We start from the raw sequence: 21,265 nt of genomic DNA, 5'->3' as shown, positions 1-21,265 counted from the left end.
ATGTATAACCCATTTAAGAAAACATACAGCCAGTCCGAAAAGGAACAAATCAATTTTTTGAAAGGGGTGGGGCCTTTCAGGAAACTAACGGATGATCAACTTTTTGCTTTTGTGCCTTATTTATACACCAGGAAATACAGAAAAAATGAGGCGGTTTTCTTTGCTAAAGACCCTAGTCAGGCGGTATATATCGTGAATCGCGGATTAGTTTCTCTAAATTTAGAACGTAATGGTTCCTTTGAAGAACTGGACCAAGCAGGAAAAAAAGAATGTTTTGGAGATAATGCTTTCGTTTTGGATAATCATCGATTGTATAGCGCTATTGTGTCTAGCGAGGATGCTGAGATCTTTGTTTTGCCGCAAGGCAACATCATGGATATCTTCGAATCCTATCCTGAAATTAAAGCTTCGGTGCTGGAATGTTTAATTGAACGCTATAATCATTATACCGAGAGTTTGTTTAAGGCCTACAAAGAGTCCTTTGGCTTCTTCGAACTTAAACAGGCCTATTCCGATCATCACAATTCAGAAAGAAACCGTAGCCTCTAAGTTTCATTTAGAGGTTTCACTTGTTATCTTTGCTCATCGAATTAATTTAAATCAAATCCAGTATACCCTATGAAAGTTACAGTAGTCGGTGCCGGAAATGTGGGCGCAACCTGCGCAGACGTTTTGGCCTACAGAGAAATTGCCAACGAAGTGGTGCTTTTGGACATTAAAGAAGGTGTTGCAGAAGGAAAAGCATTAGATATTTGGCAAAAAGCTCCTATCAATCTTTATGACACAAGAACAGTTGGTTCTACCAACGATTATGCTAAAACAGCAGGCTCTGATGTTGTAGTTATCACTTCGGGTTTACCAAGAAAACCGGGTATGACCAGGGATGATTTAATTCAAACCAACGCTGGTATTGTTAAAAGTGTAACTGAAAATGTTGTAAAACATTCTCCAGATGCAATCATCATTATCGTTTCAAATCCTTTGGACGTAATGACTTACCAAGCGCACATTACTTCTAAATTCCCAAGAACTAGAGTAATGGGTATGGCTGGTATTTTAGATACCGCAAGATACAGAGCTTTTTTAGCTGAGGCTTTAAACGTATCTCCAAAAGATATCCAAGCAGTATTGATGGGCGGCCATGGTGACACTATGGTGCCACTTCCTCGTTATACTACTGTAGGTGGTATTCCTGTAACTGAGTTGATCGGTAAGGAAGAGCTTGATGCTATTATCCAGAGAACTAAAACTGGTGGTGGTGAATTGGTGAAACTAATGGGTACTTCAGCTTGGTATGCACCAGGATCTGCTGCAGCTCAAATGGTGGAAGCAATTGCAAGAGATCAGAGAAGAGTATTCCCAGTTTGTATCAAACTAGAGGGTGAATACGGAATCAAAGATTGCTACTTAGGAGTGCCAGTAATTTTGGGTAAAAACGGTGTTGAGAAAGTAATTGAGCTTGATTTGAACGCTGAAGAAATGGCGCTTTTGAAAGTTTCTGAAGGACACGTAAAAGAAGTAATGACTGTATTGGATAACTTGGCTTAATCAATACCAGTTTTTTATAAAATATAAATCCCGATTCGTAAGAGTCGGGATTTTTTTGTTCGTAACGTGGCTGTTCTTGTGTTGTTTCTTAGAATCTAAATGCTATGGAAAGCAGAGCAGACCCATTTGATAAGCCATAATTGTAGCCTGAAGTTTCGGCTTTGATTTCAGTTCCGTTATTGTTATTTGAGTCCTTCTCTGTCAATGTTACTGAATAATAACTAAAGCTAGGCAAGACTTCAGCACCAAGTATAAGATTTTCGTTCAGCATATAATTAAAGCCAACTACTATATTGACTCCTGGCTCATAAATCGTTCTGTTACTTGAACTAAAATTGTTAGGCGCTGACTTATTCTCAAATTCAGTTTTCACCTGTCTGTAGTCGAAAGAAACATCTCCGCCATATCGAAGCTCTAATTTATCAGCCAATTCCTTTCTGTATTCTTTTCCAACTCTAAAATCAAAGCCTGTGTTTTTGTCCTTACTTACGGTAGTGCTAGTGCTATTGTCAGTGTTGTTTCCAGATATGATTAATGTGTTAAACCTCCAAAGCGACTGCTCTGTTCCGGTTCTGTAGGTTAACCCAAAACTATCGATGTTATAGAATGTCAGTCCTGCTTCTTGTTGTTTAACAGGCTCTTGCGCCATTAAACAATAGGACATAGAAAGCGATAAAAGTAAAAGTAATGATTTCCTCATTTTGATTAATTTTAGATGAATAAATAGAATAATTCAATAATGAACGTTCGATGGCATTTGAACAATTTTCAGGCCATAAACTCACTTGCTGGGTGATTTGTGAGATTATTCATCTTCAAAATGTTGGATAGAATTGATAAGTCGTTGATAGAGATTTAATTGGGATAAGAAAATACAATTCTATGTGATGCTGTAAGGAGTTTGGTTCAACTGTTTTTCTTGGCTGCCAATCGCATTTCATCGCTGTTCCATTGGCGGGTGTCATCAATTATACCGCGTTTTAAGTCTTCTTCCAGTTGTTCCTCTTGTTTTTTGATTTCTTCTCGCACTTTAAAAATATACTCCTTCGTGTCCTTAGGTCTTTCAGTTAGCTTTCTAAGCATTTCTTCATCGTATTGAATGAACTTCTGAGATTGACGATGCACCGTATATTTCCTGTGCCCCATGTTCGTGAGAACGTCTCCAGCCATTTTTACGGAAGTCTCCAGTGACTCACGATAGACATCCTCAATACCAAGTTCCAAAAGTTCATAGGCATCGTAACGATTCTTCGCCCTAAACATCAGCTTCAAATGTGGGTATTTCTTAATTAAAATTTTGGCAAAAGGAATGGAAACGTCTGGGTTGTCGATGGCGCAAATTAATATTTTAGCTTCTGCGATTCCTGCCGACTCCAATAAATCTATGCGGGTAGCGTCACCGTAATAAACTTCAAAGCCCATTTTTCTCAATAAATCCACCCGATTGGAATCGTGGTCTAAAATTGTGGCTTCAACACCAGACGCCCTTAGAAAACGGCCAACAGTGCTTCCAAAATGACCAAAACCAACTAAAATCACTTTGTGGGCTTTAGCAATGTGATCAACTGGCCTTTTTTCCGCTTGTTTAGTACCTACGTTAGGTAAGATCAGACGTTCATTTATAATGCCTAAAATAGGGGCTATGGTCATACTCAAGGCGGTGACCACCAGCATCATGTCCAGCTGTTCGGTATTCAGAATCCTCAAGTCGAAAGCAAAGGAGAGTAGCACAAAAGCGAATTCTCCAACCTGCGCCAAACCAACGGTAAGCAATAGTTTTTGATCAAGCTTAATCTTAAAAATGGAGGCCACGATAAAAAGAACAATCCCCTTGAGAAGGATTGTGCCCAGGAGCAAGCCTGTAATAGTAAGTGGGTATGTGCTTAATACAATAAAGTTTATGGACGCTCCAACGGCCATAAAGAACAGGCCTAATAATAGCCCTTTGAAAGGTTCTAAGGTGCTTTCTAATTCATGCTTAAACTCACTGGTGGCCAAAACGACCCCTGCTAAAAAGGCACCTAAAGCTGGGCTAAGCCCTACTAATTCCATCAAAAAAGAAATAGTGACTACGATGAGCAAAGAGGATGCGGTGAGTAATTCTCTAACCCTGGCTTTCGCCACCAGCCTTAGCATAGGTACGAAAACATAACGTCCCAATATTACGACTAGCACTACAGATAAGATAACAGCGAGCGCCTGTAAACCAATAGGGAGACTGTCGAGCAAAGAAGCGTGTGCTCCCTCCGTCACTTGATCTACCGAAGAAGTATTATCAGTTTTAGCCAACAAAGGGATTACGGCCAACATAACGATGACTATAATGTCTTGGAAAAGTAAAATAGAAAAGGAAGAAGCACCATAAGTCGTGTTCATTAAGCCTTTTTCCTTCAAAGTTTGAAGCGTGATGGCGGTTGACGACAAGGAAATGGCCATGGATATAGTAAGTGCTACCTGCCAATCCAGCCCCAATAGAATCAAGATGAAATAGGAGAGAAGCATTGTCAATATGACCTGAGCGCCACCCATTCCGAGAATGGTTTTTCGCATTTCCCAGAATTTTTTAGGCTCTATTTCTAGGCCGATCAAAAAGAGCATCATTACCACACCAAACTCTGCGAAGTGCATAATGTCTTCGCCTTCATTACCGATAAAACCCAAAACATAGGGGCCAATGATGATGCCTGCCAATAAATACCCGAGCACAGAACTCAGACCCAATTTCTTGGCAATAGGTACGCAGATGACAGCGCCAGCTAAAAGAACAATTGCGTTAAAAAGTATGCTGCCGCTCATGCTTCCTTCTTTTTATTGAGTAGTAGAGTGTCATTCAAAAACTCACATTCCTTAGTGATATTGAAGGTTTTTCCTTCCTGTAAGGCGTTAATGAGCTCGTCATATTGATCCACATAAGTATCCAAATTTTCTTTTGACAGGTTATGAGTTCCCATTACAGCAAAGGGCGGTAAGTATTCCATGCCGCAGAGGCGTGCTGTTTGTTCAAAAGGTCTTAAAAACTCATTGACAGAATAGTGGTTGTTCCCACTCGAACAATAGACTTCTCGTGCACCCCCAGTAGTAATCACATTAAGGCATTTCTTGTCTTGAAGTGCGTTTCCCTCAGGGCCATAAGCCCAGTTGAACTCCAAAACAACATCAATCCATTGCTTCATAAGAGGAGGACAGTTGTACCAGTAAAACGGATGATGCCAAATAACCACATCGTGTGCCTTCAGGAGCTCTTTCTCTTTAGGTAAATCAATATTGAAGTCAGGGTATCGCTCATAGAGGTCGTGAAAGGTGACGCCCTCACGATTCTGTATTTTGCTCACAAGTGCCTTATTCGTTTTTGAGTGCTCGAATTTTGGGTGTGCGAATAAGACTAAGACGCTTTTCATACTGATAATTTAGTGAGAAAGAATTGGAGGAAGGAGAAAGTTCCTTGCGCTTTATTTTTCTGTTTTTTAATAGCACTTGCTTGAACCATAACAGAGTTTCTATCACCAAGCTTCACTCTTCTATGGCCTCATAAATTAGCTTGTACATATCATTCCAGAAAGCATTTTCATTGAAGGGTACAATCTGCGTCATACCCACAAACACCATCTCTTCTTTGGGGTCAATGAAGAATTTGGTGTTGAAATATCCACTCCATTCGTAAGTGCCTGCCGATTTCGGACTTCTTTTATTTTCGTTATCCAAATACACTGTAAAGCCTAAACCGAAGGATTGGCCAGCATTGTTGTCTTTGTAATCGTTGATTACATTCGGCATTTGGTCACTCGACATTTCTTTCAAGGCTTCTGCGCCTAAAATATCTCCACCGCCCAAGGCCAGTGTATTGATGAATTTGGCGTAATCCATTGCGGTAGATGTTAGGCCTCCGCCTCCTGCGAAAATGTTTCTAGGCCCTTCTAAAGGGTAACTGGCTTGAGCCGCCATTCCCATTTCATCCAAAGTGATGAGTTGACCTTCTGCCTTGGTGTAAACGGGCACCAAACGATCGAACTTTTCTTTGGGTAAGTAGAAATAGGAATCAGTCATTCCAGCTTTATCAAAAATGTTTTGCTTGAAATATTCGTCTAAAGGTTGTCCAGAAATTACTTCGATCACTCGACCCAAAACATCCATGCTTAATCCGTAAGAGAATTGAGCTCCGGGCTGATGTGCTAAAGGTACTTTGGCCAGTTTGTCAATCCACTCTTCGGTGGACCAAGTAGGATGAGAGAAACCTACATTCATATTGTATTTCTCATAAACAGCCATCAGCTTTCCAGGATTGAAACTTCCATAGACGATACCCGAAGTGTGGGTAAGCAGGTTGCGGATGGTCACTGCTTTTTCTACAGGCACTGTCGTAAAGCTTGAGTCCGAAGGCTCGAAAGTATCGAGTACCACTTGATCTTTAAATGAGGGGATGTATTTATAAACAGGGTCATCTAAACCTATTTTTCCTTGTTCGTAAAGTTGCATGATACTTACGGAAGTAATGGCCTTGGTCATTGAGGCAATTCTATAAATGTCATCGTTTTGGTATGCTTTCTCGTTTTTTGAAGTTCTGTAACCAAAGCTTTTATTATATACTACCTGACCATTTTTGGCCAATAGAAATGTTCCCCCAGGAAGTTTTTTGTCATTAATGGCTTTCAGAATGAGTTGATCAATTTTTACCAGTTTTTCTGAGGAAACACCTATGCTTTCAGGCTCGAAGCTGCCAGGAGAATGGACTTTTAGCTTGGTGCTTTTGGTGCAAGAATAGATTGAAATACAAAGGAGAAGGAGTAAGGCTAGTTTTTTCATTGGTCGAATTTGAGGAGAAGATAAGGACAATGGTTGAAAAGAGTTCTACCTCTTGCCAATTTCCTAAAAGGTGGTAGCTGAAAAATTGTGATAGACACTTTGATGTAAAGATTATTAGTCACCAAAGGAAATTCCAATCCCTTTGGCAGCATGCACCAAAAAGGAGCGTGGGTCTACATTATTGTAGGCTTCGGTGGCTGCTTCTAATGACACCGAACTGATCTCATTGTTTTTGAAGGTGACCATTTTTCCAAACTCGCCAGCCAAAGCCATTTCCATGGCCTTAACACCATATTGAGTAGCCAAAACCCTATCGAAGGCATTTGGACTACCGCCTCTTTGTAAGTGACCAAGCACCATTTCGCGGATATCGGCTTTGCAGCCTACCTCTTTCAATTGTTGGGTAAGTTGGAAAGCTACACCTCCCAGACGTAAGTTTTGGTAGCCTGCCTCATCACTTTCTCTGGCTGTGATGGTTCCGTCTTTAGGTTTGGCGCCTTCTGCAATAACGATGTTCACAAAGCCTCTACCGTCTTTGTATCGTGATTCGATTCTTTCTTTGATTGCTTCAATATCATAAGGGATTTCTGGAATAAGACAGATTTCAGCCCCACCAGCTATGGCAGAATGAAGTGCTATCCAACCTGCAGAACGTCCCATTACTTCCAAAATGATCACCCTGTGATGGCTTTCTGCAGTGGAAACCAATTTGTCTACCGCATCGGTAGCTTCTTGTACAGCTGTCTGAAAGCCGAAGGTGTAATCGGTGGCGGAGAGGTCATTATCAATCGTTTTAGGGACTCCTACCACTGGCATTCCCTTGTCGAATAAAGCTTTGCTAATGCGCTGAGAACCATCTCCACCTATGCTGATCACACAGTGGAAGCCCATGTCTTTGATCATGGTCACCATTTCATCTGAACGATCTATCGTTTCCTTCTCACCATTTTCTTTTGTGATCATGTAATGGAAGGGGTCGGATTTGGTGGTCGTGCCTATGATAGTGCCGCCTTTTACGTGAATACCGGCCACGGTTTTATTGGTAAGCCTGATGATTTCTTGTGGAGAGCGAAGCACGCCATTGTAAGCTTCTATACTGCCGTATACTTCTACATCACCTTCATGATCGGCTCTTTTGACTATAGCTCTGATGACGGCATTTAAACCTGGGCAATCGCCTCCTCCAGTAAGTATAAGTATCTTCTTCATGCTTTAGTTTATTCTTGAGTATAAGACAAGCTAGGCTCGCCATAGAATGTAATAAACAAAAAAACTCCTGAAATTGATTTCAGGAGTTTTAAATTTTGGAGGTTTAAAAGGAATTAATCCTTTTTTGCCATTCTTAAACGAGTACTCTCGTCTAACCATATTTTTCTCATTCTTATCGATAGAGGAGTGATTTCTAAGTATTCATCCTTTTGGATGTATTCCATAGACTCTTCTAAAGAGAATCTACGCGGAGGAACAATTTTAGAGTTGTCGTCAGAACCTGATGCACGCATGTTGGTCAGTTTCTTTCCTTTTTGGATGTTTACAACGATATCGTTTTCACGGCTATGTTCACCGATTACCTGACCTGTGTAAAGCTCTTCACCCGGAGCAACAAAGAATATGCCTCTGTCTTGAAGTTTGTCAATTGAATAGGCTGTTCCAGGACCATTTTCCATAGAGATCAATGATCCTACTGAACGCCCTTTAATCTCACCTTTCAATGGTTGGTATTCTTTGAAACGGTGGTTCATAACGGCCTCACCAGCAGTTGCGGTAAGCACGTTGTTTCTTAAACCGATCAAACCTCTTGAGGGAATTTCGAACTCTAAATGTTGTTGATCGCCTTTCGGTTCCATAATCTTAAGCTCACCTTTTCTTTGGGTAGCCAATTCAATTACTTTACCTGCAACGTTATCTGGAACATCTACTACCAGTGTTTCAATTGGTTCGCATTTCTTACCATCAATTTCCTTATAAATTACCTGTGGCTGACCTACCATAAGCTCGTAACCTTCTCTACGCATCGTTTCGATCAATACAGAAAGGTGAAGAATACCACGGCCAAACACCAAGAATTTATCTTCAGAATCAGTTTCCTGAATCTTAAGCGCTAGGTTCTTTTCTATTTCTTTGTAAAGCCTTTCTCTCAAGTGTCTTGAAGTAACGAACTTTCCTTCGGTACCAAAGCCAGGAGAGTTATTGATGGTGAACAACATGTTCATCGTTGGCTCATCAATTTTAAGTCTTTTTAGTGGTTGTGGGTTGTCGAAGTCAGTAAGCGTATCACCAATTTCAAAACCTTCAAGTCCTACTACAGCGCAAAGGTCACCCGCTTTAACTTCGGTAACTTTTACTCTACCCAAGCCTTCAAAAACTTGTAGTTCTTTAATTCGAACTCTTTTTACAGTACCATCAGCTTTGGTTAGGCCCATTGTTTTTCCTTCCTCAATCTTACCTTGGTATACTCTACCAATGGCAATTCTACCTACGAAAGAAGAATAGTCAAGTGAAGTTACTTGGAACTGAGGAATACCTTCTGGAGAAGGCGCTTCTGGAATTACCTCTACAATTTTATCTAAAAGTGCAAAGATGTTGTCCGTTGGCTTTTGCCAATCAGTACTCATCCAACCATGTTTAGAAGAACCATAAATAGTATGGAAGCCTAGTTGCTCTTCTGTAGCGTCAAGGTTGAACATTAGGTCGAAGACCTGCTCATGAACTTCGTCAGGTCTACAGTTTTCTTTGTCTACTTTGTTTACTACTACAATAGGAGTTAAACCAAGGTCTAAAGCTTTACCCAATACGAATCGAGTTTGAGGCATTGCACCTTCAAAAGCATCAACAAGTAAAAGAACACCATCGGCCATTCTTAATACACGTTCTACTTCACCGCCAAAATCTGCGTGACCAGGAGTGTCAATAATGTTGATCTTAACTCCCTTATAAACAACAGACACGTTTTTAGAAAGAATAGTAATTCCTCTTTCACGTTCTAAGTCGTTGTTATCCAGTATTAAGTCACCAGTTTCTTGATTCTCTCTGAAAATCTGAGAAGCGTGGATGATTTTATCTACCAAGGTTGTCTTACCGTGGTCTACGTGTGCGATAATCGCGATGTTTCTAATGCTTTGCATGACAGCTTAAAATTGAAGCCGCAAAGGTAGGGATTCCGATTTAATAATTGTGATTTCTTTATTAAATGAATATTAGCATGTTGATTCATTGTGACTTATCGCCCATTTTGGATCATAGCGTAATACTTGAGTTGAAGTTGATACGGTTCCTTTTGATGTTAATTTGATATTGTCAGTGAATAAACTGACATTGAGAGATGGCTTTTTGGGGTTGGTAAAAATACCCAAGTGTGGATAAATTACGCTATTCTAAAAATAGTAAATCGTTGTTTTTAGCGAATTAAGCTATTTGTAGTGTGGCAGGGTTTTAGGAATGTTCGAAATATGAAAATCTCTCTCTCAAAAACAGCATACACGCTTATTGTTATTGTATTAGGCGTGCTAATCCTTAAGCAAGGTGGCTTCTTATTTATTCCCTTGGCATTTGCATTTATTGGTGTATCGTTTTACTTGCGGCCTGTTCAGTGGCTAGAATCCAAAGGGTTTAATTCCTTTTGGTCTATTTTTACTCCGCTTGTCACCGGTAGCATCGTCATTTTCTTTGTAGGTTATTTAATGACCTCTCAAATCTTTCAAGTGGCACAGTCTATGGATTCTGATGTGAATATTGAGAACGCCTCTGCGAAAATTGCTGAATTTTTCAACGACAAAGTACCAGCAGGAATGATGTCGGTGGATGAAAAAGAGGTGTCGGAAAGTATGAAAAATATGCTTGGTGATGTTGGGATGCCATTGATTGGAGGCACATTCAAAACCACGGGCTTACTGCTAAGCAATGGTACTTTAGCACTAGTTTTTACCTTTTTAATTTTACTTTATCGTAAGGGGATAGCAGACGTAGTAATTCATTTAGGCGATAAAACCAATGCCAAGGATTATGCTAAGTTATTATTGCGCTTGGCCAAAACGGGTCAGCAATACATGTCTGGATTGGGCTTGCTCATTATTATTCTCACTACATTATATACCATTACTTTTTATGCTTTTGGTCTAGAATATTCGCTAGTATTTGCCTTTGTGGCGGCTACATTGGCCATCATCCCATACATCGGTACCACTATTGGGGCCTCATTACCGGTGATTTACGCTTACGTAACTTATGATAATCACTTTATTGCCTTGGGCCTTATAGGATGTATTGTTCTAATTCAGTCTTTGGAGGGTAATTTCCTTACTCCAAAAATTGTTGGGGGAAGTATGAAATTAAACCCAATGGCTTCGCTGATGGCTTTGGTTGTTGGCAACTACATTTGGGGTTTGGCCGGAATGGTGTTGTTTCTGCCATTGGCTGCAATGGCTCGTATTGTCATTAAAGAAATAGAGCCACTAAAGCCTTTAGCTGAATTGTCGGGGGATAAAATCACGAATGTAGATGAAGTAAGTGTTAATCATTGAAACTTACTTCGCTAAGTTGATAATTGTATCTACGGTTTCTTGATTATTGACGCCCAAACCTTCTTTTTGGTGAACTAATTCTCCTTCTTGATTGAATACACTGATGATGTTAGAGTGGGAGAAATCCATTGGAGAAATTTTCTTGTAATTGACAGCTAAAACAGCGGCAAACTCACGGGTATCGTCTTCTGAACCTCTTAGGAAAAGCCATTGATCGGAATCCATTTCATTTTCAATGGCAAACTCTTTTAATCTTTCAGGCGTATCAGTTTCAGGGTCAATGCTGACCAAAACGAACTTGACGTTTTTCTTCTTGTTGTTCGGTAATTTAGACTCAATGTCCCTCATGTCGGCCACTAATCGTGGGCAGGCTACTTGGCAAGTAGTATAAATCATCACCATCACTAGCACATCGCCTCTTAGATCTTTAAGTTCAGTACTTTCATTGTTCTGAGAAGTCCAAACCGAAGGAAGGTTGTAGATGGAGAGCTCGGAAATATCTTTACTCACTTCTGCTACTTCTTGCTTTTTTTGACTTCCACATGAAGAGAATAGAATGGTTAAACTTATCGCAAATATTGAGAGCTTTTTCATCTTGAAGGTTTGTTTAGTATGCGTTTAACCATTTTTTGAAATGGATTATTGATTTGTATTGACTTCTTGAATACATCTGAAACCTAGGTTCTTGATTGAGTATCGTGCTTTAATGCTGCCTCTAAAGGCATATCTCATAAAGGCTGCATAATTCATAAGGTCTGATGCACCTACTGCAGCACTACCACAGAATAGATCACTGTCTTTATCTACATCTTTTCTAGACTCGCCTGAAATAAGTACTGAGTTGAAATCATATGTCCATTCCCATGCCGAACCATGAAGATCATATATGCCCCAATAGTTTTTGAAAGTGGAACCCACTGGTTTCTTTATAGTATTTGAGGTTTCGTACCATGCTAAAATGAACTTGTTGTATTCTTCCTTTCTCCTCGCATCTGCAGTAGTTTCATCGGCCATAGCGGCATATTCCCATTCGTCTACGGTAGGAAGTCTTTTGCCCTGACATTCACAGTAGTTTTTGGCGGCAAACCATGATACACTAGTAATAGGCGCGTTAGGAAGGAGGTTTCTACTAAAAGTGGTGTCGTTTTCCCAGTCTACTAAATAGCTATCGTCTGCAAATAGCTTCTTTACTCTGCTTTTTTGCCATTCCGGATATTCAACCACAAATTTTTGGTATTCGGCATTGGTCACCGGATAAATATCCATTAAAAATGAACTCACTTTTACGGTCATTGTATCCACACCATATAAGGGAATGAATTCACCGCCTTTCACTAAAACCATATTGTCTTTCTGCGCAAAGGCAGTAAAGGGTAAGGCTAAGCAAAGGCATGATGCGAGTATCTTTTTGTAAAAGGAGTTCATTTCTGTTTAATAATCTATTTTGCGTTTCTTCTACTTTTCACCATGGCTGAAGTAACTTCTTTCTTGGAGTTCCCCCAGTTGTTATAAACGTAGGTAAGTACACTGGCAATTTCAGTATCAGTCAGGGTTTGCTTTGTCATAACACTATTATACTTTGTGCCATTTACAGTAATTTCTCCTGACTTTCCGTGCAATACAACATCGATTGCCCGATTAACATCTGCATTTAAATAATCAGCTTTCGCCAATGGAGGGAAGATGGTAGGAATACCCTGACCCTCAGGTTGGTGACAAGCAAAGCAAGTTTGTTGATAAACACTTTTACCAAGGTTCAGTCTTTCTGCTAGCGATAGTTCTTGAGGTGCCTCTTCCTTGGCTGTAGCTGTGGACGGCATTGTTTGGATTCCACTACCTTCAGGTAGGTAAATACCTTCCATTTGTGTTCCTGAATAAACTTTCTCATCCTCTTCTCCTGAAACTTTTAACATGCCCAAAGCTCCTTTGTTGAAAGCTCTGAAAATGGAGTGATCTACTAGGACTAGGGTGCCCGGAACATCTACTTGAAACTCAACCATGGCCGCGCCACCTGCTGGAATTAGTGTGGTTTGCACGTTTTTGTTGACCATAGTGCCGCCTTCAACGAATACTCTGTCAAAAATTTCACCGATGACATGGAAAGAAGAAACCAAGTTAGGGCCACCATTACCCATAAATATTCTAACCGTTTCACCAACATTTGCAGTAAGTGCATTATCGCCAGTTAGTCCATTTACTTTGCCATTGAAAACCACGTAATCGGCATCTTCATTTACTGCTTTTTGCATATCGAATGCTTGTAAACCACGCTCACCATTGGCTCCCTTTGTATAGAAATCACCTTGCATCACATAATACTCTTTGTCCACAGGGGGCAAACCACCTTCTGGCTCCACTAAGATTAGACCATACATTCCGTTTGCAATATGCATTCCCACAGGCGCTGTAGCACAGTGGTACACATACAAGCCTGGATTTAACGTTTTAAAAGAGAATGTTTTTTCGTGACCTGGGGCAACGAAAGAAGATTCTGCACCACCGCCAGGGCCTGTTACTGCATGTAAATCAATATTGTGGGGTAATTTATTGTCTGGGTGATTTGATAAGGTGAACTCTACTTCATCTCCTACGCGAGTTCTAATGAAACTACCCGGTACTGAGCCACCGAAAGTCCAATAGATGTATTTCACGCCATCGGTCATGGTACCTTCTTGTTCAAGGATTTCCATATTCACAATTAGCTTTTTGGCTTTTCTATCCCCAATAGGAACTGGAACTTTTGGTGGGGCCGTAAGATCCGCAGTAATCTGCCCAGTAATGAGCATATCCTTAGCGTTCTTGGTTTTAGGTTTGTCATCTGAACATGATGCCAGAGTGACTAGAAAAAGCACCAATAATGTGGCCCTTTTTATGTCCTTGAGCGGTTTAAACGAGATGTTTTTCATAGTGTTGATTTGTTTATTATATATGGCTTCTTTTCTTGTATTAAAGATAAGTGAGGAGCAAGCGTCACTACATGATTTAGGTCATGTATTTGCATGATTTACACTCATATTTATAGTGCTTTTTTACTGTTTTTCAATGAGTTAAGGGCTTGATCTCTTTGTGTTTGTTTTGGATTGAGATTGGTCGTTGATCAGCTCTGATGAAGAGCAATGAAATCAGTCAGTTCCTTTGAATAGTGTAGGAGTAATGTCCAGCATAACCCAAGCCCAATTGTTTGTGTTTTTGTCAGAATTTCCTTTTAAAATCTCCATACCGTCAGAAGCGAAAAGCTGTGAGTAGCCCACTTTCAAGGATATGCTCTTTTGTACCGCATGAGAAAACACCAAGTCGATTTCATTGCTCAATTGCTTTTTATTGCTACCTGCTATATTTGAAGCTGCTGAGAAGTTATGTAAGGTTACTGCTAAGCTGCTTTTAGCGTTTAGCTTGGTGGTATTGGTAAGGTAAATGTCGGTCAAGCCTACGTTGGGATAATGGTTACCCACATAGAAGTAATCCATATAACCATTGAACTTATGGTTGGTGCCATACAGTGGGCTAAAAGCTTTGTTTTTTTGGTTGTTAGGCACTCCATTATCATTTCCGCTGATTATTTCCGCACCAAGTACAACTTTCGATTTTTCCGAAATTTGATAGTCAGCAGATAAGGCGAGGAGGTAGGCGTATAGGCTACTGTTGGTGATGTCTTTCCCTCCTTGGTAATAAAGGTTAGAGGATAGCCCAAGCTTGTCCTTTTTGTAGTTGGAGTGTAGTCCAATGGTTTGGCTGAATCGTACTTCGTTGTTTTGGCTGTTCGCGTTGTCAATGTATTGCAAACCATTGTTCAGTATCAAAAAGCTTGTTGAAAAATTAGACCAATCCTTGTGAAGCCACATGTACTGAAAGGTCTTATAGGTACCTAAAATGTTATAGTCGTTTCCTGTGAGTTGCTCGTTCGTCTGATTGTAAGCCAAGCCAACATCTAGTTTGAAGCCCTCGTTTTGCCATTTCAGTTGTAAGGCATCATGGCTTCTTCCTTGCGTTGCCCAATCCACATTACCAAAAATCCGGCTGTCGTCATAAATGATTTCCTGACGGCCAGCCTTAATTGCAAATGATTCAGACAAATAAACCTTTGCCCAAGCCTGATAAATCATGAGGCCATTTCTGTCCGCAGTATTTAATTGGGGAACATCGCCCCAGACACTGATATTTTGAAAACTCATGAATACATCGAGCTGTTCGGTCTTATAATCGACATTCAAACGAGTTCGCTGTCCAATAAATGCGGCTGGGTCTGCATTGTCTGGAAATAAGGTTTTGTAACCGTGACGGTATTCAAAACGACTTCTCAGTTGCGCATCTACACTGATCTGCGCATGGAGATTTGAAAAAAAGAGTAAAAAAAACACTACGAATATTCCTTTCAGTATTCTCATGACATTTTGGTTTTATTGTCGAATACAAAAGTTGTGTGAAATCATAGTGTACACTATGACTTATATCAGCTTATGAACTGATTTAGGTGGGTTGTTTTATGTTAATTTTAGATTTATTCTTAAAAAACCTGTACCCTCAATACTTCTTTTTCACACCACTAATCGCGGGTTCATTCCATGGGTCATCGGGCCAAACGTGTTTAGGATATCGCCTTTTGAGTTCTTTCTTCACTTCAAAATAGGCATCAGACCAAAAGCTCTTTAAATCCGAAGTGATTTGAACCGGTTTAAAACCAGGGGAGAGTAGGTGCAGCAAAATGGATTGTTTGCCTTCATTTACTTTTGGTGTTTCGGCCAAACCAAATACTTCCTGAATGCGAACGGCCAATACAGGTGCTTCGGCATTGTCGCGGTACATCAGTTTCACTTTAGAGCCGCTGGGGACGCTGATGTGCGTTGGGGCCTGTTTGTCTAACTGTTGCTGTTGTTCAAAAGTGAGGCTGTGTTGCAACACTTCCTTTAGGTTGATTTTCTTTAAATCTTCAGGCCGTTTGACTTTGATTAAATACGGACTCAACCATTCAGCATTGGTTTGTAACAGGCTTGAGCTGCTTACTTCTGGCCATTGATCTTGAGGATTCCACTTCCTCAAACTAAGAGTTCTGTTTTGCCATTGCTGAACATCTTCGCTAAAATCTAGAAGTTGCTCACCTTCCTTTTTTAATGCTTCAGAAATGGCAGCCACCCTATGACTTTCGTCTGGAGAGGGCAGAGGTTTGCTTTGCAATACGATGCTACCGATGCGTAAATCTTTGGTGGCAATCAGTCCACCTTCACTAGTATCCCAAGTAATGACTTCCGTTTCTTTTACCAAAGGCGCTAAATCGCGTGGGTTCAAAGGAGAAGCCATAAAGATTTTGCCCATGCCTTCACGGGCATCAATATGGCAAATGGCCAACCAAGGCTCATCGGCCAAATCCTCACGGTGACCTGCCATGGCATAGCGGCCATTGGAAAGTTGGAATTGGGCATTGTTTCCAGGACGCGCAAAAGCAATTCTTTCGGGATATGCACGGGTAATCAGCACGCCTGTTTCAAAAGGGTCTACACTGCTATTGTTGGGTTGAATATTGAAAAGACTGCGATACTGCTCTGCAATTTTTTCGATCCGTCCCATTTTCCGATTGTCGCGGTTTTCTCTTCTGTGGATTCTCAGCGCTTCAATTCTAGTGTTGATGTCAATGCCTGCTTCTCGACCCAGCGGATCTCTTTCTTCTAATAAAGCCGCAATATCAGTGGCCAATTCTAATTGATTGTCTTCTTCGGCCATTAGCAGCATGTGTGCAATTCGCGGATGACAGGGCAAACGAAGCATTTTCTTTCCATGCGCTGTGATTCTACCGTTTTCTAATGCTTCTAACTGATGCAATAAATCGGTGGCTTGCGCTAAAGGCCCTTTTGGAGGAGGAGTGAGCCAAGTCATTTGCTGCACATCGGTTATGCCCCACTGCGACATATCGAGTACCAAAGAGGCCAAATCCGCTTCAAGAATTTCTGGAGTGATATGCTCGGTTAATCGTTGCTGGGTTACCGTAGACCACATGCGATAACAAACCCCCGGGCTTAATCGACCAGCCCTTCCTGCCCGTTGGTCGGCTGAATCTCTTGAAATACGAACGGTTTCTAATCGAGACAAGCCAGAGTTGGGGTCGAATTTAGAGGTACGTCCAAAACCACTATCCACCACCACTTTAACACCTTCAATGGTCAAACTGGTTTCGGCAATGGAGGTGGCCAACACTACCTTTCGATTTCCATTTCTGTCGGGTAAAATGGCTGCGGCTTGTTGCCTTTGCGGCAGCGAACCGTAGAGCATGTGGATGGAGAATCCTCGTAGTTCTCTCCTTAAAATTTCGTTGGCGGTATGGATTTCCCGCTGGCCGGGCAAGAAAACCAGAATGTCGCCTTCGTTGTTTTTTGCCGCTTTTATTACGGTTCTGGCGCAGAGTTCGGCCATTGAAAATTCATCAATGTCGTTTTCGTAACGCACTTCAACTGGATATTGCTTGCCTTTACTAACTATGGCAGGCGCTTTCAATAGCGAAGTTAATTGCGGCATATTCAGCGTGGCCGACATGATCATAATTCTCAAATCGCTGCGCAAAACTTGTTGGGCTTCTCGGCAGAGCGCCAAGGCGATATCGGCATGGATGCTGCGTTCGTGAAATTCATCGAAAATCACCAAGCCCACATTCTCCAAAGCATTATCGTTTTGAATCATTCGAGTGAGAATTCCTTCTGTAAGTACTTCTATTTTGGTGTTTTCAGAAGTTCTGTTTTCAAACCGAATTCTGAAACCGACTGTTTGGCCCACAGGCTCTTCTAAAAAGTGGGAGAGACGTTCGGCAATGGTTCTGGCGGCCAATCTTCGTGGCTCTAGCATCAAGATCTTCTTTCCTTCTAGCCACGGCTCATTCAGCAAGGCGAGGGGAAGCAGTGTGCTTTTCCCAGCTCCAGGAGGAGCGTTTACGATCAGTGTATTTCCTTGGCTCAGGTGTTGGCGAACATCGTCAATGATTTCGGTAACGGGAAGCTGAACGGAATGCGGATCGAAAGACAAAGCCTGTTTTGTTATGGGGTAGATGAGCAAGCAAAATTAAGATGCTTTTGTTTAGCTTAAAACCCTTTGGGGCAAAAGCTTTGAATGACATCAGCGGTAGCGATAATTGATGAAAATTATTCTAAATTCACACCACAAACAAATTGATTATTACACCATGAAAAAGCCCATTTTATCGCTTATCACATTTTTTATTGCTTCCTCGTTAAGCATTACGAGTTGCCAAACTCCCTACGAGATCACTCAGGATGAGGTAACAAGAGTTGTCACCACATTGGCTTCCGATGATATGGGAGGTCGAATGATCTTTACTCCGGGAATTGAAAAAGCCTCTCAATTTATTCAGGAAGAATTTAAGAAAGCAGGTTTAGAGTATTTAGAAGGAATGACCAGCTACGATCAGCAGTTTGATATTTACTCGATTGCACCAGAAAGCATGTCAGCTTCTTTGAATGGAAAAGCTGTTGATGCGGCTGATATGATGGCCATGTCGAATTCTGAAGGCTTTGATTGGACTAATGTTGCCGACCTGAACGTAAGAACGATTGGTGCGGATGATAATTTTCAAACCGCTTACAACGAAATCAGAAGAGGAACAGGGAAGAACTTGGTGTTGGTGAATTCAGCCCACAAGGATTTATTCGAACGATATAAAGGCTTTTCATCACGTGGAAGCAGAGTGGTTGCTTTAGACCCAGACAATGCTACGGTAATGGTAATCTCTAATTTGACAGCAGTAACGTCTGTTGATATTGAAGTTCAAAATGCTGTAACGGCCCAGAGCCTTTCTAACGTAACAGGTAAGATTTCAGGAAACAGGGCCAACGAAATTGTTCTTTTTGGAGCGCATTATGATCATATAGGTGTTCGCGAGGGAATGGAAGGCGATAACCTTTTCAACGGTGCTAATGACGATGCTTCTGGAACTACAGCGGTGATTGAATTGGCGAAGTACTTTGCCGCATCGGGCAAGAAGCCAGAAAGAACCATCGTATTTGTAGCCTTTACGGCTGAAGAAAGCGGTGGATATGGTTCAAGACATTTCTCTGAGCAATTGAATCCAGATGAAATTGTAGCGATGTTCAATATTGAAATGATTGGAAAGGGTGCGAAAGAAGGACCAAACACCGCTTGGATTACAGGTTTTGAGAAGTCTAGCTTTGGTAAATTATTACAAGATGCAGTGGAAGGAACGGAATATACTTTCTACCCAGATCCTTATCCAACTCAGAACTTATTCTACAGATCTGACAATGCTACATTGGCGAGATTGGGCGTGCCAGCACACTCTATCAGTACTACGCAAATCGATATTGATGAGGACTACCACAAAGCTACTGATGAAGTAAGTACATTGGATATGGCGCATATGACTAACACGATTAAAGCCATTGCTAAAGCCGCTGAAGGAATGATCTCTGGTGCACAAACGCCAACAAGGGTTGACCCAAGTGGTTTAAGATAAGCTGAAAGGAAATTCATAAAAAGGGCTCATTCGCATTTGCGGATGAGCCTTTTTTTACGACATCTTTTTGTGGAGGTACTCCCACTGCGGTAACTGGAGTAACTGGTGCTTGCCTTTGGCGAGTACCTATTTTGTTATGCATTTGAAGTGGATTGATTAGAAACATAGCAGAAAACCAGCTTTGGAAACAGGGCTGGTTTTTTTATGAGGTTATGCGTTGAGAAGGGGGGATAAGACCAGTCCGCACTGCAAGTGCGAACTAGTAAGCTCTACGGCCGTAACTGGCGCGCACATGTTGTGCGTGCCTATCTTGTCATGCTTTTTTAATGCATTTTCTTTAAGGATAAAGAAAGGTTAGGCCGCACTAAAGACGCGAACTAGCCGGGCTTTTGAGCTTTATTTATTGAACTATTTTTAAAAATACTTAAATTAGTTTAGTTCAAAATTCGTTATGTCCCGAAAATACAAAGTCAATAATTCCGAAGGAGTATATTTCATCACCTGTACAGTCATAGGTTGGGTAGACCTATTTACAAGGCCAGAGTACAAGGACATACTGATTAAATCACTTCAATACTGTATAGAAAACAAAGGTTTAAATGTACATGCCTTTGTCATTATGACCAGTCATATCCATTTGATTGTGAGTACCACTCATGAAACAAAACTCCCTGATATTATCCGTGATTTCAAAACCTTTACTGCCAAGGCATTGATCAAGGAAATTCAGGCCATCAATGAAAGTAGAAGAGAATGGATGTTGAACAAGTTTAGATTCGAAGCCCAACGTAGAGTAAGAGGTAAGTCCTATAAATTATGGCAAGATGGTTTCCATCCCAGAGAATTACTGACTGGCGAAATGGTATCTCAAAAATTAGTCTACATTCACAATAATCCAGTTTCTGAACACATCGTAGACGAGCCTGATCATTACATATATTCATCCGCTCGACAATATGCAGGAAAGGAGGGCATGTTGAATATTGAGTTTATAATTTGATATATCTAAAGACCAGCCAACACTGAATTCTCAAAAGTAAGTGAAGAATATAAGACCAATCCGCACTGCAAGTGCGAACTAGTAAACTTCTGAGGTTTAGTTATCCACTACGGTAACTGATGCTTGCCTATTTTGAGGAGCACTTAAAACGAATTAGATGCATGCCTGTCTCACACCATCTTTTTGTGGAGGTACTTCCGTTTGGCCAGTAAGAATCTATGTCTCATGTCATCGTAAATCAGTCCAGTTAATAGAATCACGGCCGCTATGATCAGCACGTTCAACTGGATTTTCATATAAAGAAAGCCTCCAAAGATGCCTCCTAAAAAGAAAAAGGTGATGATGTAAATCCTCAATTTAATGGTGGAGACAATGCCGCTTCTTCTGGTTGTTTTTTTGAGAAAAAACAGCTGGGACAATTCGATGCCCAAATCGGTGAAAAGCCCTGTCAGGTGAGTGGTTCTTACTACGGCATTCGAAATTTTAGTAACGAATGAGTTCTGCACCCCCATAGCAAAAAGTAGCAGGCAGGCTATTGTATTTGGCGACTCCAATACTGATAAGTCATTGAATAAAACAACCAGCAGTAAAATTGCGGATTCAAGTAATGTAGGTAAAATGAAAATGTTGAGTTTCTTGGTCTTCATGGCCCACTCAATCAACAAGCTTGAAGTAAAAGAACCGAAGAGGAAGGAAACGGTATAAAGAAAGTAGGCGAGGCCTTTCCAGTATTCAAACTCAAGTATATCGTTGATGAAAAGAGCAAAATGCCCTGTTACATTGGTGGTGAGCTGGTGTATGGCTAGAAAGCCCGCTAGGTTTACAATACCCGCCACAAAGGAAAGTACGATCGCAATCCGTAAGTTATTCTTAAACGTTCTTCTTTTTCCTTGATGTCTAAACATAGGATTGAAACGGACTTAATTT

At 40.9% G+C, this 21,265-nt stretch carries 18 protein-coding genes; 5 read left to right on the top strand and 13 right to left on the bottom strand.

The window, feature by feature from the left end:
- Positions 1–549 (top strand): Crp/Fnr family transcriptional regulator, encoded by a 549-nt coding sequence (locus tag AWN68_RS16190; RefSeq protein ID WP_068417984.1) that lies wholly within the window; start codon positions 1–3, stop codon positions 547–549.
- Between the two features lie 69 nt (positions 550–618).
- Positions 619–1,548 carry a malate dehydrogenase gene (gene mdh, locus AWN68_RS16185; protein WP_068417981.1) on the top strand — a complete coding sequence of 310 codons (930 nt, stop codon included), beginning with the start codon at positions 619–621 and terminating at the stop codon, positions 1,546–1,548.
- A gap of 88 nt (positions 1,549–1,636) precedes the next feature.
- On the opposite strand, the gene AWN68_RS16180 is transcribed toward mdh, so the two are convergent.
- The 6 genes from AWN68_RS16180 to typA form a co-directional block, all read right to left on the bottom strand.
- The gene (locus AWN68_RS16180) at positions 1,637–2,248 is read right to left on the bottom strand and encodes a hypothetical protein (protein ID WP_157716287.1); all 612 of its coding nucleotides are present in this window, start codon (positions 2,246–2,248) and stop codon (positions 1,637–1,639) included.
- Between the two features lie 206 nt (positions 2,249–2,454).
- Positions 2,455–4,344 (bottom strand): monovalent cation:proton antiporter-2 (CPA2) family protein, encoded by a 1,890-nt coding sequence (locus tag AWN68_RS16175; protein ID WP_068417976.1) that lies wholly within the window; start codon positions 4,342–4,344, stop codon positions 2,455–2,457.
- Positions 4,341–4,946: a glutathione-regulated potassium-efflux system oxidoreductase KefF gene (kefF, locus tag AWN68_RS16170; protein WP_068417973.1), complete on the bottom strand. Its 606-nt coding sequence runs from the start codon at positions 4,944–4,946 to the stop codon at positions 4,341–4,343. The genes AWN68_RS16175 and kefF overlap by 4 nt, the downstream gene beginning before the upstream one ends.
- A gap of 112 nt (positions 4,947–5,058) precedes the next feature.
- On the bottom strand, positions 5,059–6,348 hold the full coding sequence (locus AWN68_RS16165) for a serine hydrolase domain-containing protein (RefSeq protein WP_068417970.1): 1,290 nt from the start codon (positions 6,346–6,348) through the stop codon (positions 5,059–5,061).
- A 114-nt stretch (positions 6,349–6,462) separates the two neighbouring features.
- Positions 6,463–7,557, bottom strand: coding sequence for a 6-phosphofructokinase (locus AWN68_RS16160; RefSeq protein WP_068417969.1), 1,095 nt, complete (start codon positions 7,555–7,557; stop codon positions 6,463–6,465).
- Positions 7,558–7,670: 113 nt separating this feature from the next.
- Positions 7,671–9,473, bottom strand: coding sequence for a translational GTPase TypA (gene typA, locus AWN68_RS16155; protein ID WP_068417966.1), 1,803 nt, complete (start codon positions 9,471–9,473; stop codon positions 7,671–7,673).
- 324 nt (positions 9,474–9,797) lie between these two features.
- Between typA and AWN68_RS16150 the strand changes: the two genes are divergently transcribed.
- On the top strand, positions 9,798–10,868 hold the full coding sequence (locus tag AWN68_RS16150) for an AI-2E family transporter (RefSeq protein WP_068417965.1): 1,071 nt from the start codon (positions 9,798–9,800) through the stop codon (positions 10,866–10,868).
- Between the two features lie 3 nt (positions 10,869–10,871).
- Here the strand turns inward: AWN68_RS16150 and AWN68_RS16145 are convergent, their stop codons facing one another.
- The 5 genes from AWN68_RS16145 to hrpB all read right to left on the bottom strand — a co-directional run bounded on the left by AWN68_RS16145 (position 10,872) and on the right by hrpB (position 17,873).
- Positions 10,872–11,462 carry an SCO family protein gene (locus AWN68_RS16145; RefSeq protein ID WP_068417964.1) on the bottom strand — a complete coding sequence of 197 codons (591 nt, stop codon included), beginning with the start codon at positions 11,460–11,462 and terminating at the stop codon, positions 10,872–10,874.
- A gap of 45 nt (positions 11,463–11,507) precedes the next feature.
- The gene (locus tag AWN68_RS16140) at positions 11,508–12,293 is read right to left on the bottom strand and encodes a formylglycine-generating enzyme family protein (RefSeq protein ID WP_068417961.1); all 786 of its coding nucleotides are present in this window, start codon (positions 12,291–12,293) and stop codon (positions 11,508–11,510) included.
- 14 nt (positions 12,294–12,307) lie between these two features.
- Positions 12,308–13,774: a copper-containing nitrite reductase gene (gene nirK, locus AWN68_RS16135; protein WP_068417958.1), complete on the bottom strand. Its 1,467-nt coding sequence runs from the start codon at positions 13,772–13,774 to the stop codon at positions 12,308–12,310.
- A gap of 216 nt (positions 13,775–13,990) precedes the next feature.
- A complete protein-coding gene (locus AWN68_RS16130) occupies positions 13,991–15,253 on the bottom strand; it encodes an alginate export family protein (protein ID WP_068417957.1) in 1,263 nt (420 codons plus the stop codon).
- 136 nt (positions 15,254–15,389) lie between these two features.
- Positions 15,390–17,873 (bottom strand): ATP-dependent helicase HrpB, encoded by a 2,484-nt coding sequence (gene hrpB / locus AWN68_RS16125; protein ID WP_068418564.1) that lies wholly within the window; start codon positions 17,871–17,873, stop codon positions 15,390–15,392.
- Positions 17,874–17,982: 109 nt separating this feature from the next.
- On the opposite strand from hrpB, the gene AWN68_RS16120 reads away from it, so the two are divergent.
- The gene (locus AWN68_RS16120; RefSeq protein ID WP_221405735.1) at positions 17,983–19,338 is read left to right on the top strand and encodes a M28 family metallopeptidase; all 1,356 of its coding nucleotides are present in this window, start codon (positions 17,983–17,985) and stop codon (positions 19,336–19,338) included.
- A 13-nt stretch (positions 19,339–19,351) separates the two neighbouring features.
- Here the strand turns inward: AWN68_RS16120 and AWN68_RS19235 are convergent, their stop codons facing one another.
- A complete protein-coding gene (locus AWN68_RS19235) occupies positions 19,352–19,480 on the bottom strand; it encodes a hypothetical protein (RefSeq protein ID WP_262501386.1) in 129 nt (42 codons plus the stop codon).
- A 309-nt stretch (positions 19,481–19,789) separates the two neighbouring features.
- Between AWN68_RS19235 and AWN68_RS16115 the strand changes: the two genes are divergently transcribed.
- Positions 19,790–20,338 carry an REP-associated tyrosine transposase gene (locus AWN68_RS16115; protein ID WP_068417956.1) on the top strand — a complete coding sequence of 183 codons (549 nt, stop codon included), beginning with the start codon at positions 19,790–19,792 and terminating at the stop codon, positions 20,336–20,338.
- Between the two features lie 170 nt (positions 20,339–20,508).
- Here the strand turns inward: AWN68_RS16115 and AWN68_RS16110 are convergent, their stop codons facing one another.
- The gene (locus AWN68_RS16110) at positions 20,509–21,243 is read right to left on the bottom strand and encodes a YoaK family protein (RefSeq protein ID WP_068417953.1); all 735 of its coding nucleotides are present in this window, start codon (positions 21,241–21,243) and stop codon (positions 20,509–20,511) included.
- Between the last annotated feature and the right edge of the window lie 22 nt (positions 21,244–21,265).

It is taken from the genome of Roseivirga echinicomitans (assembly GCF_001592935.1).
In the GTDB taxonomy this organism is placed as follows: Bacteria; Bacteroidota; Bacteroidia; order Cytophagales; family Cyclobacteriaceae; genus Roseivirga; species Roseivirga echinicomitans.
Note: the sequence above shows the minus strand (reverse complement) of the source record. Positions and strands in the feature narration are given on the sequence as shown.

Coding starts and splice junctions, on each gene's coding strand:
- AWN68_RS16120 (WP_221405735.1), top strand. CDS start 17,983: ATGAAAATTATTCTAAATTCACACCACAAACAAATTGATTATTACACC.
- kefF (WP_068417973.1), bottom strand. CDS start 4,946: ATGAAAAGCGTCTTAGTCTTATTCGCACACCCAAAATTCGAGCACTCA.
- AWN68_RS16180 (WP_157716287.1), bottom strand. CDS start 2,248: ATGAGGAAATCATTACTTTTACTTTTATCGCTTTCTATGTCCTATTGT.
- mdh (WP_068417981.1), top strand. CDS start 619: ATGAAAGTTACAGTAGTCGGTGCCGGAAATGTGGGCGCAACCTGCGCA.
- AWN68_RS16110 (WP_068417953.1), bottom strand. CDS start 21,243: ATGTTTAGACATCAAGGAAAAAGAAGAACGTTTAAGAATAACTTACGG.
- nirK (WP_068417958.1), bottom strand. CDS start 13,774: ATGAAAAACATCTCGTTTAAACCGCTCAAGGACATAAAAAGGGCCACA.
- AWN68_RS16130 (WP_068417957.1), bottom strand. CDS start 15,253: ATGAGAATACTGAAAGGAATATTCGTAGTGTTTTTTTTACTCTTTTTT.
- AWN68_RS16190 (WP_068417984.1), top strand. CDS start 1: ATGTATAACCCATTTAAGAAAACATACAGCCAGTCCGAAAAGGAACAA.
- AWN68_RS16175 (WP_068417976.1), bottom strand. CDS start 4,344: ATGAGCGGCAGCATACTTTTTAACGCAATTGTTCTTTTAGCTGGCGCT.
- AWN68_RS16160 (WP_068417969.1), bottom strand. CDS start 7,557: ATGAAGAAGATACTTATACTTACTGGAGGAGGCGATTGCCCAGGTTTA.
- AWN68_RS16165 (WP_068417970.1), bottom strand. CDS start 6,348: ATGAAAAAACTAGCCTTACTCCTTCTCCTTTGTATTTCAATCTATTCT.
- AWN68_RS19235 (WP_262501386.1), bottom strand. CDS start 19,480: ATGCATAACAAAATAGGTACTCGCCAAAGGCAAGCACCAGTTACTCCA.
- AWN68_RS16140 (WP_068417961.1), bottom strand. CDS start 12,293: ATGAACTCCTTTTACAAAAAGATACTCGCATCATGCCTTTGCTTAGCC.
- AWN68_RS16115 (WP_068417956.1), top strand. CDS start 19,790: ATGTCCCGAAAATACAAAGTCAATAATTCCGAAGGAGTATATTTCATC.
- AWN68_RS16145 (WP_068417964.1), bottom strand. CDS start 11,462: ATGAAAAAGCTCTCAATATTTGCGATAAGTTTAACCATTCTATTCTCT.
- AWN68_RS16150 (WP_068417965.1), top strand. CDS start 9,798: ATGAAAATCTCTCTCTCAAAAACAGCATACACGCTTATTGTTATTGTA.
- typA (WP_068417966.1), bottom strand. CDS start 9,473: ATGCAAAGCATTAGAAACATCGCGATTATCGCACACGTAGACCACGGT.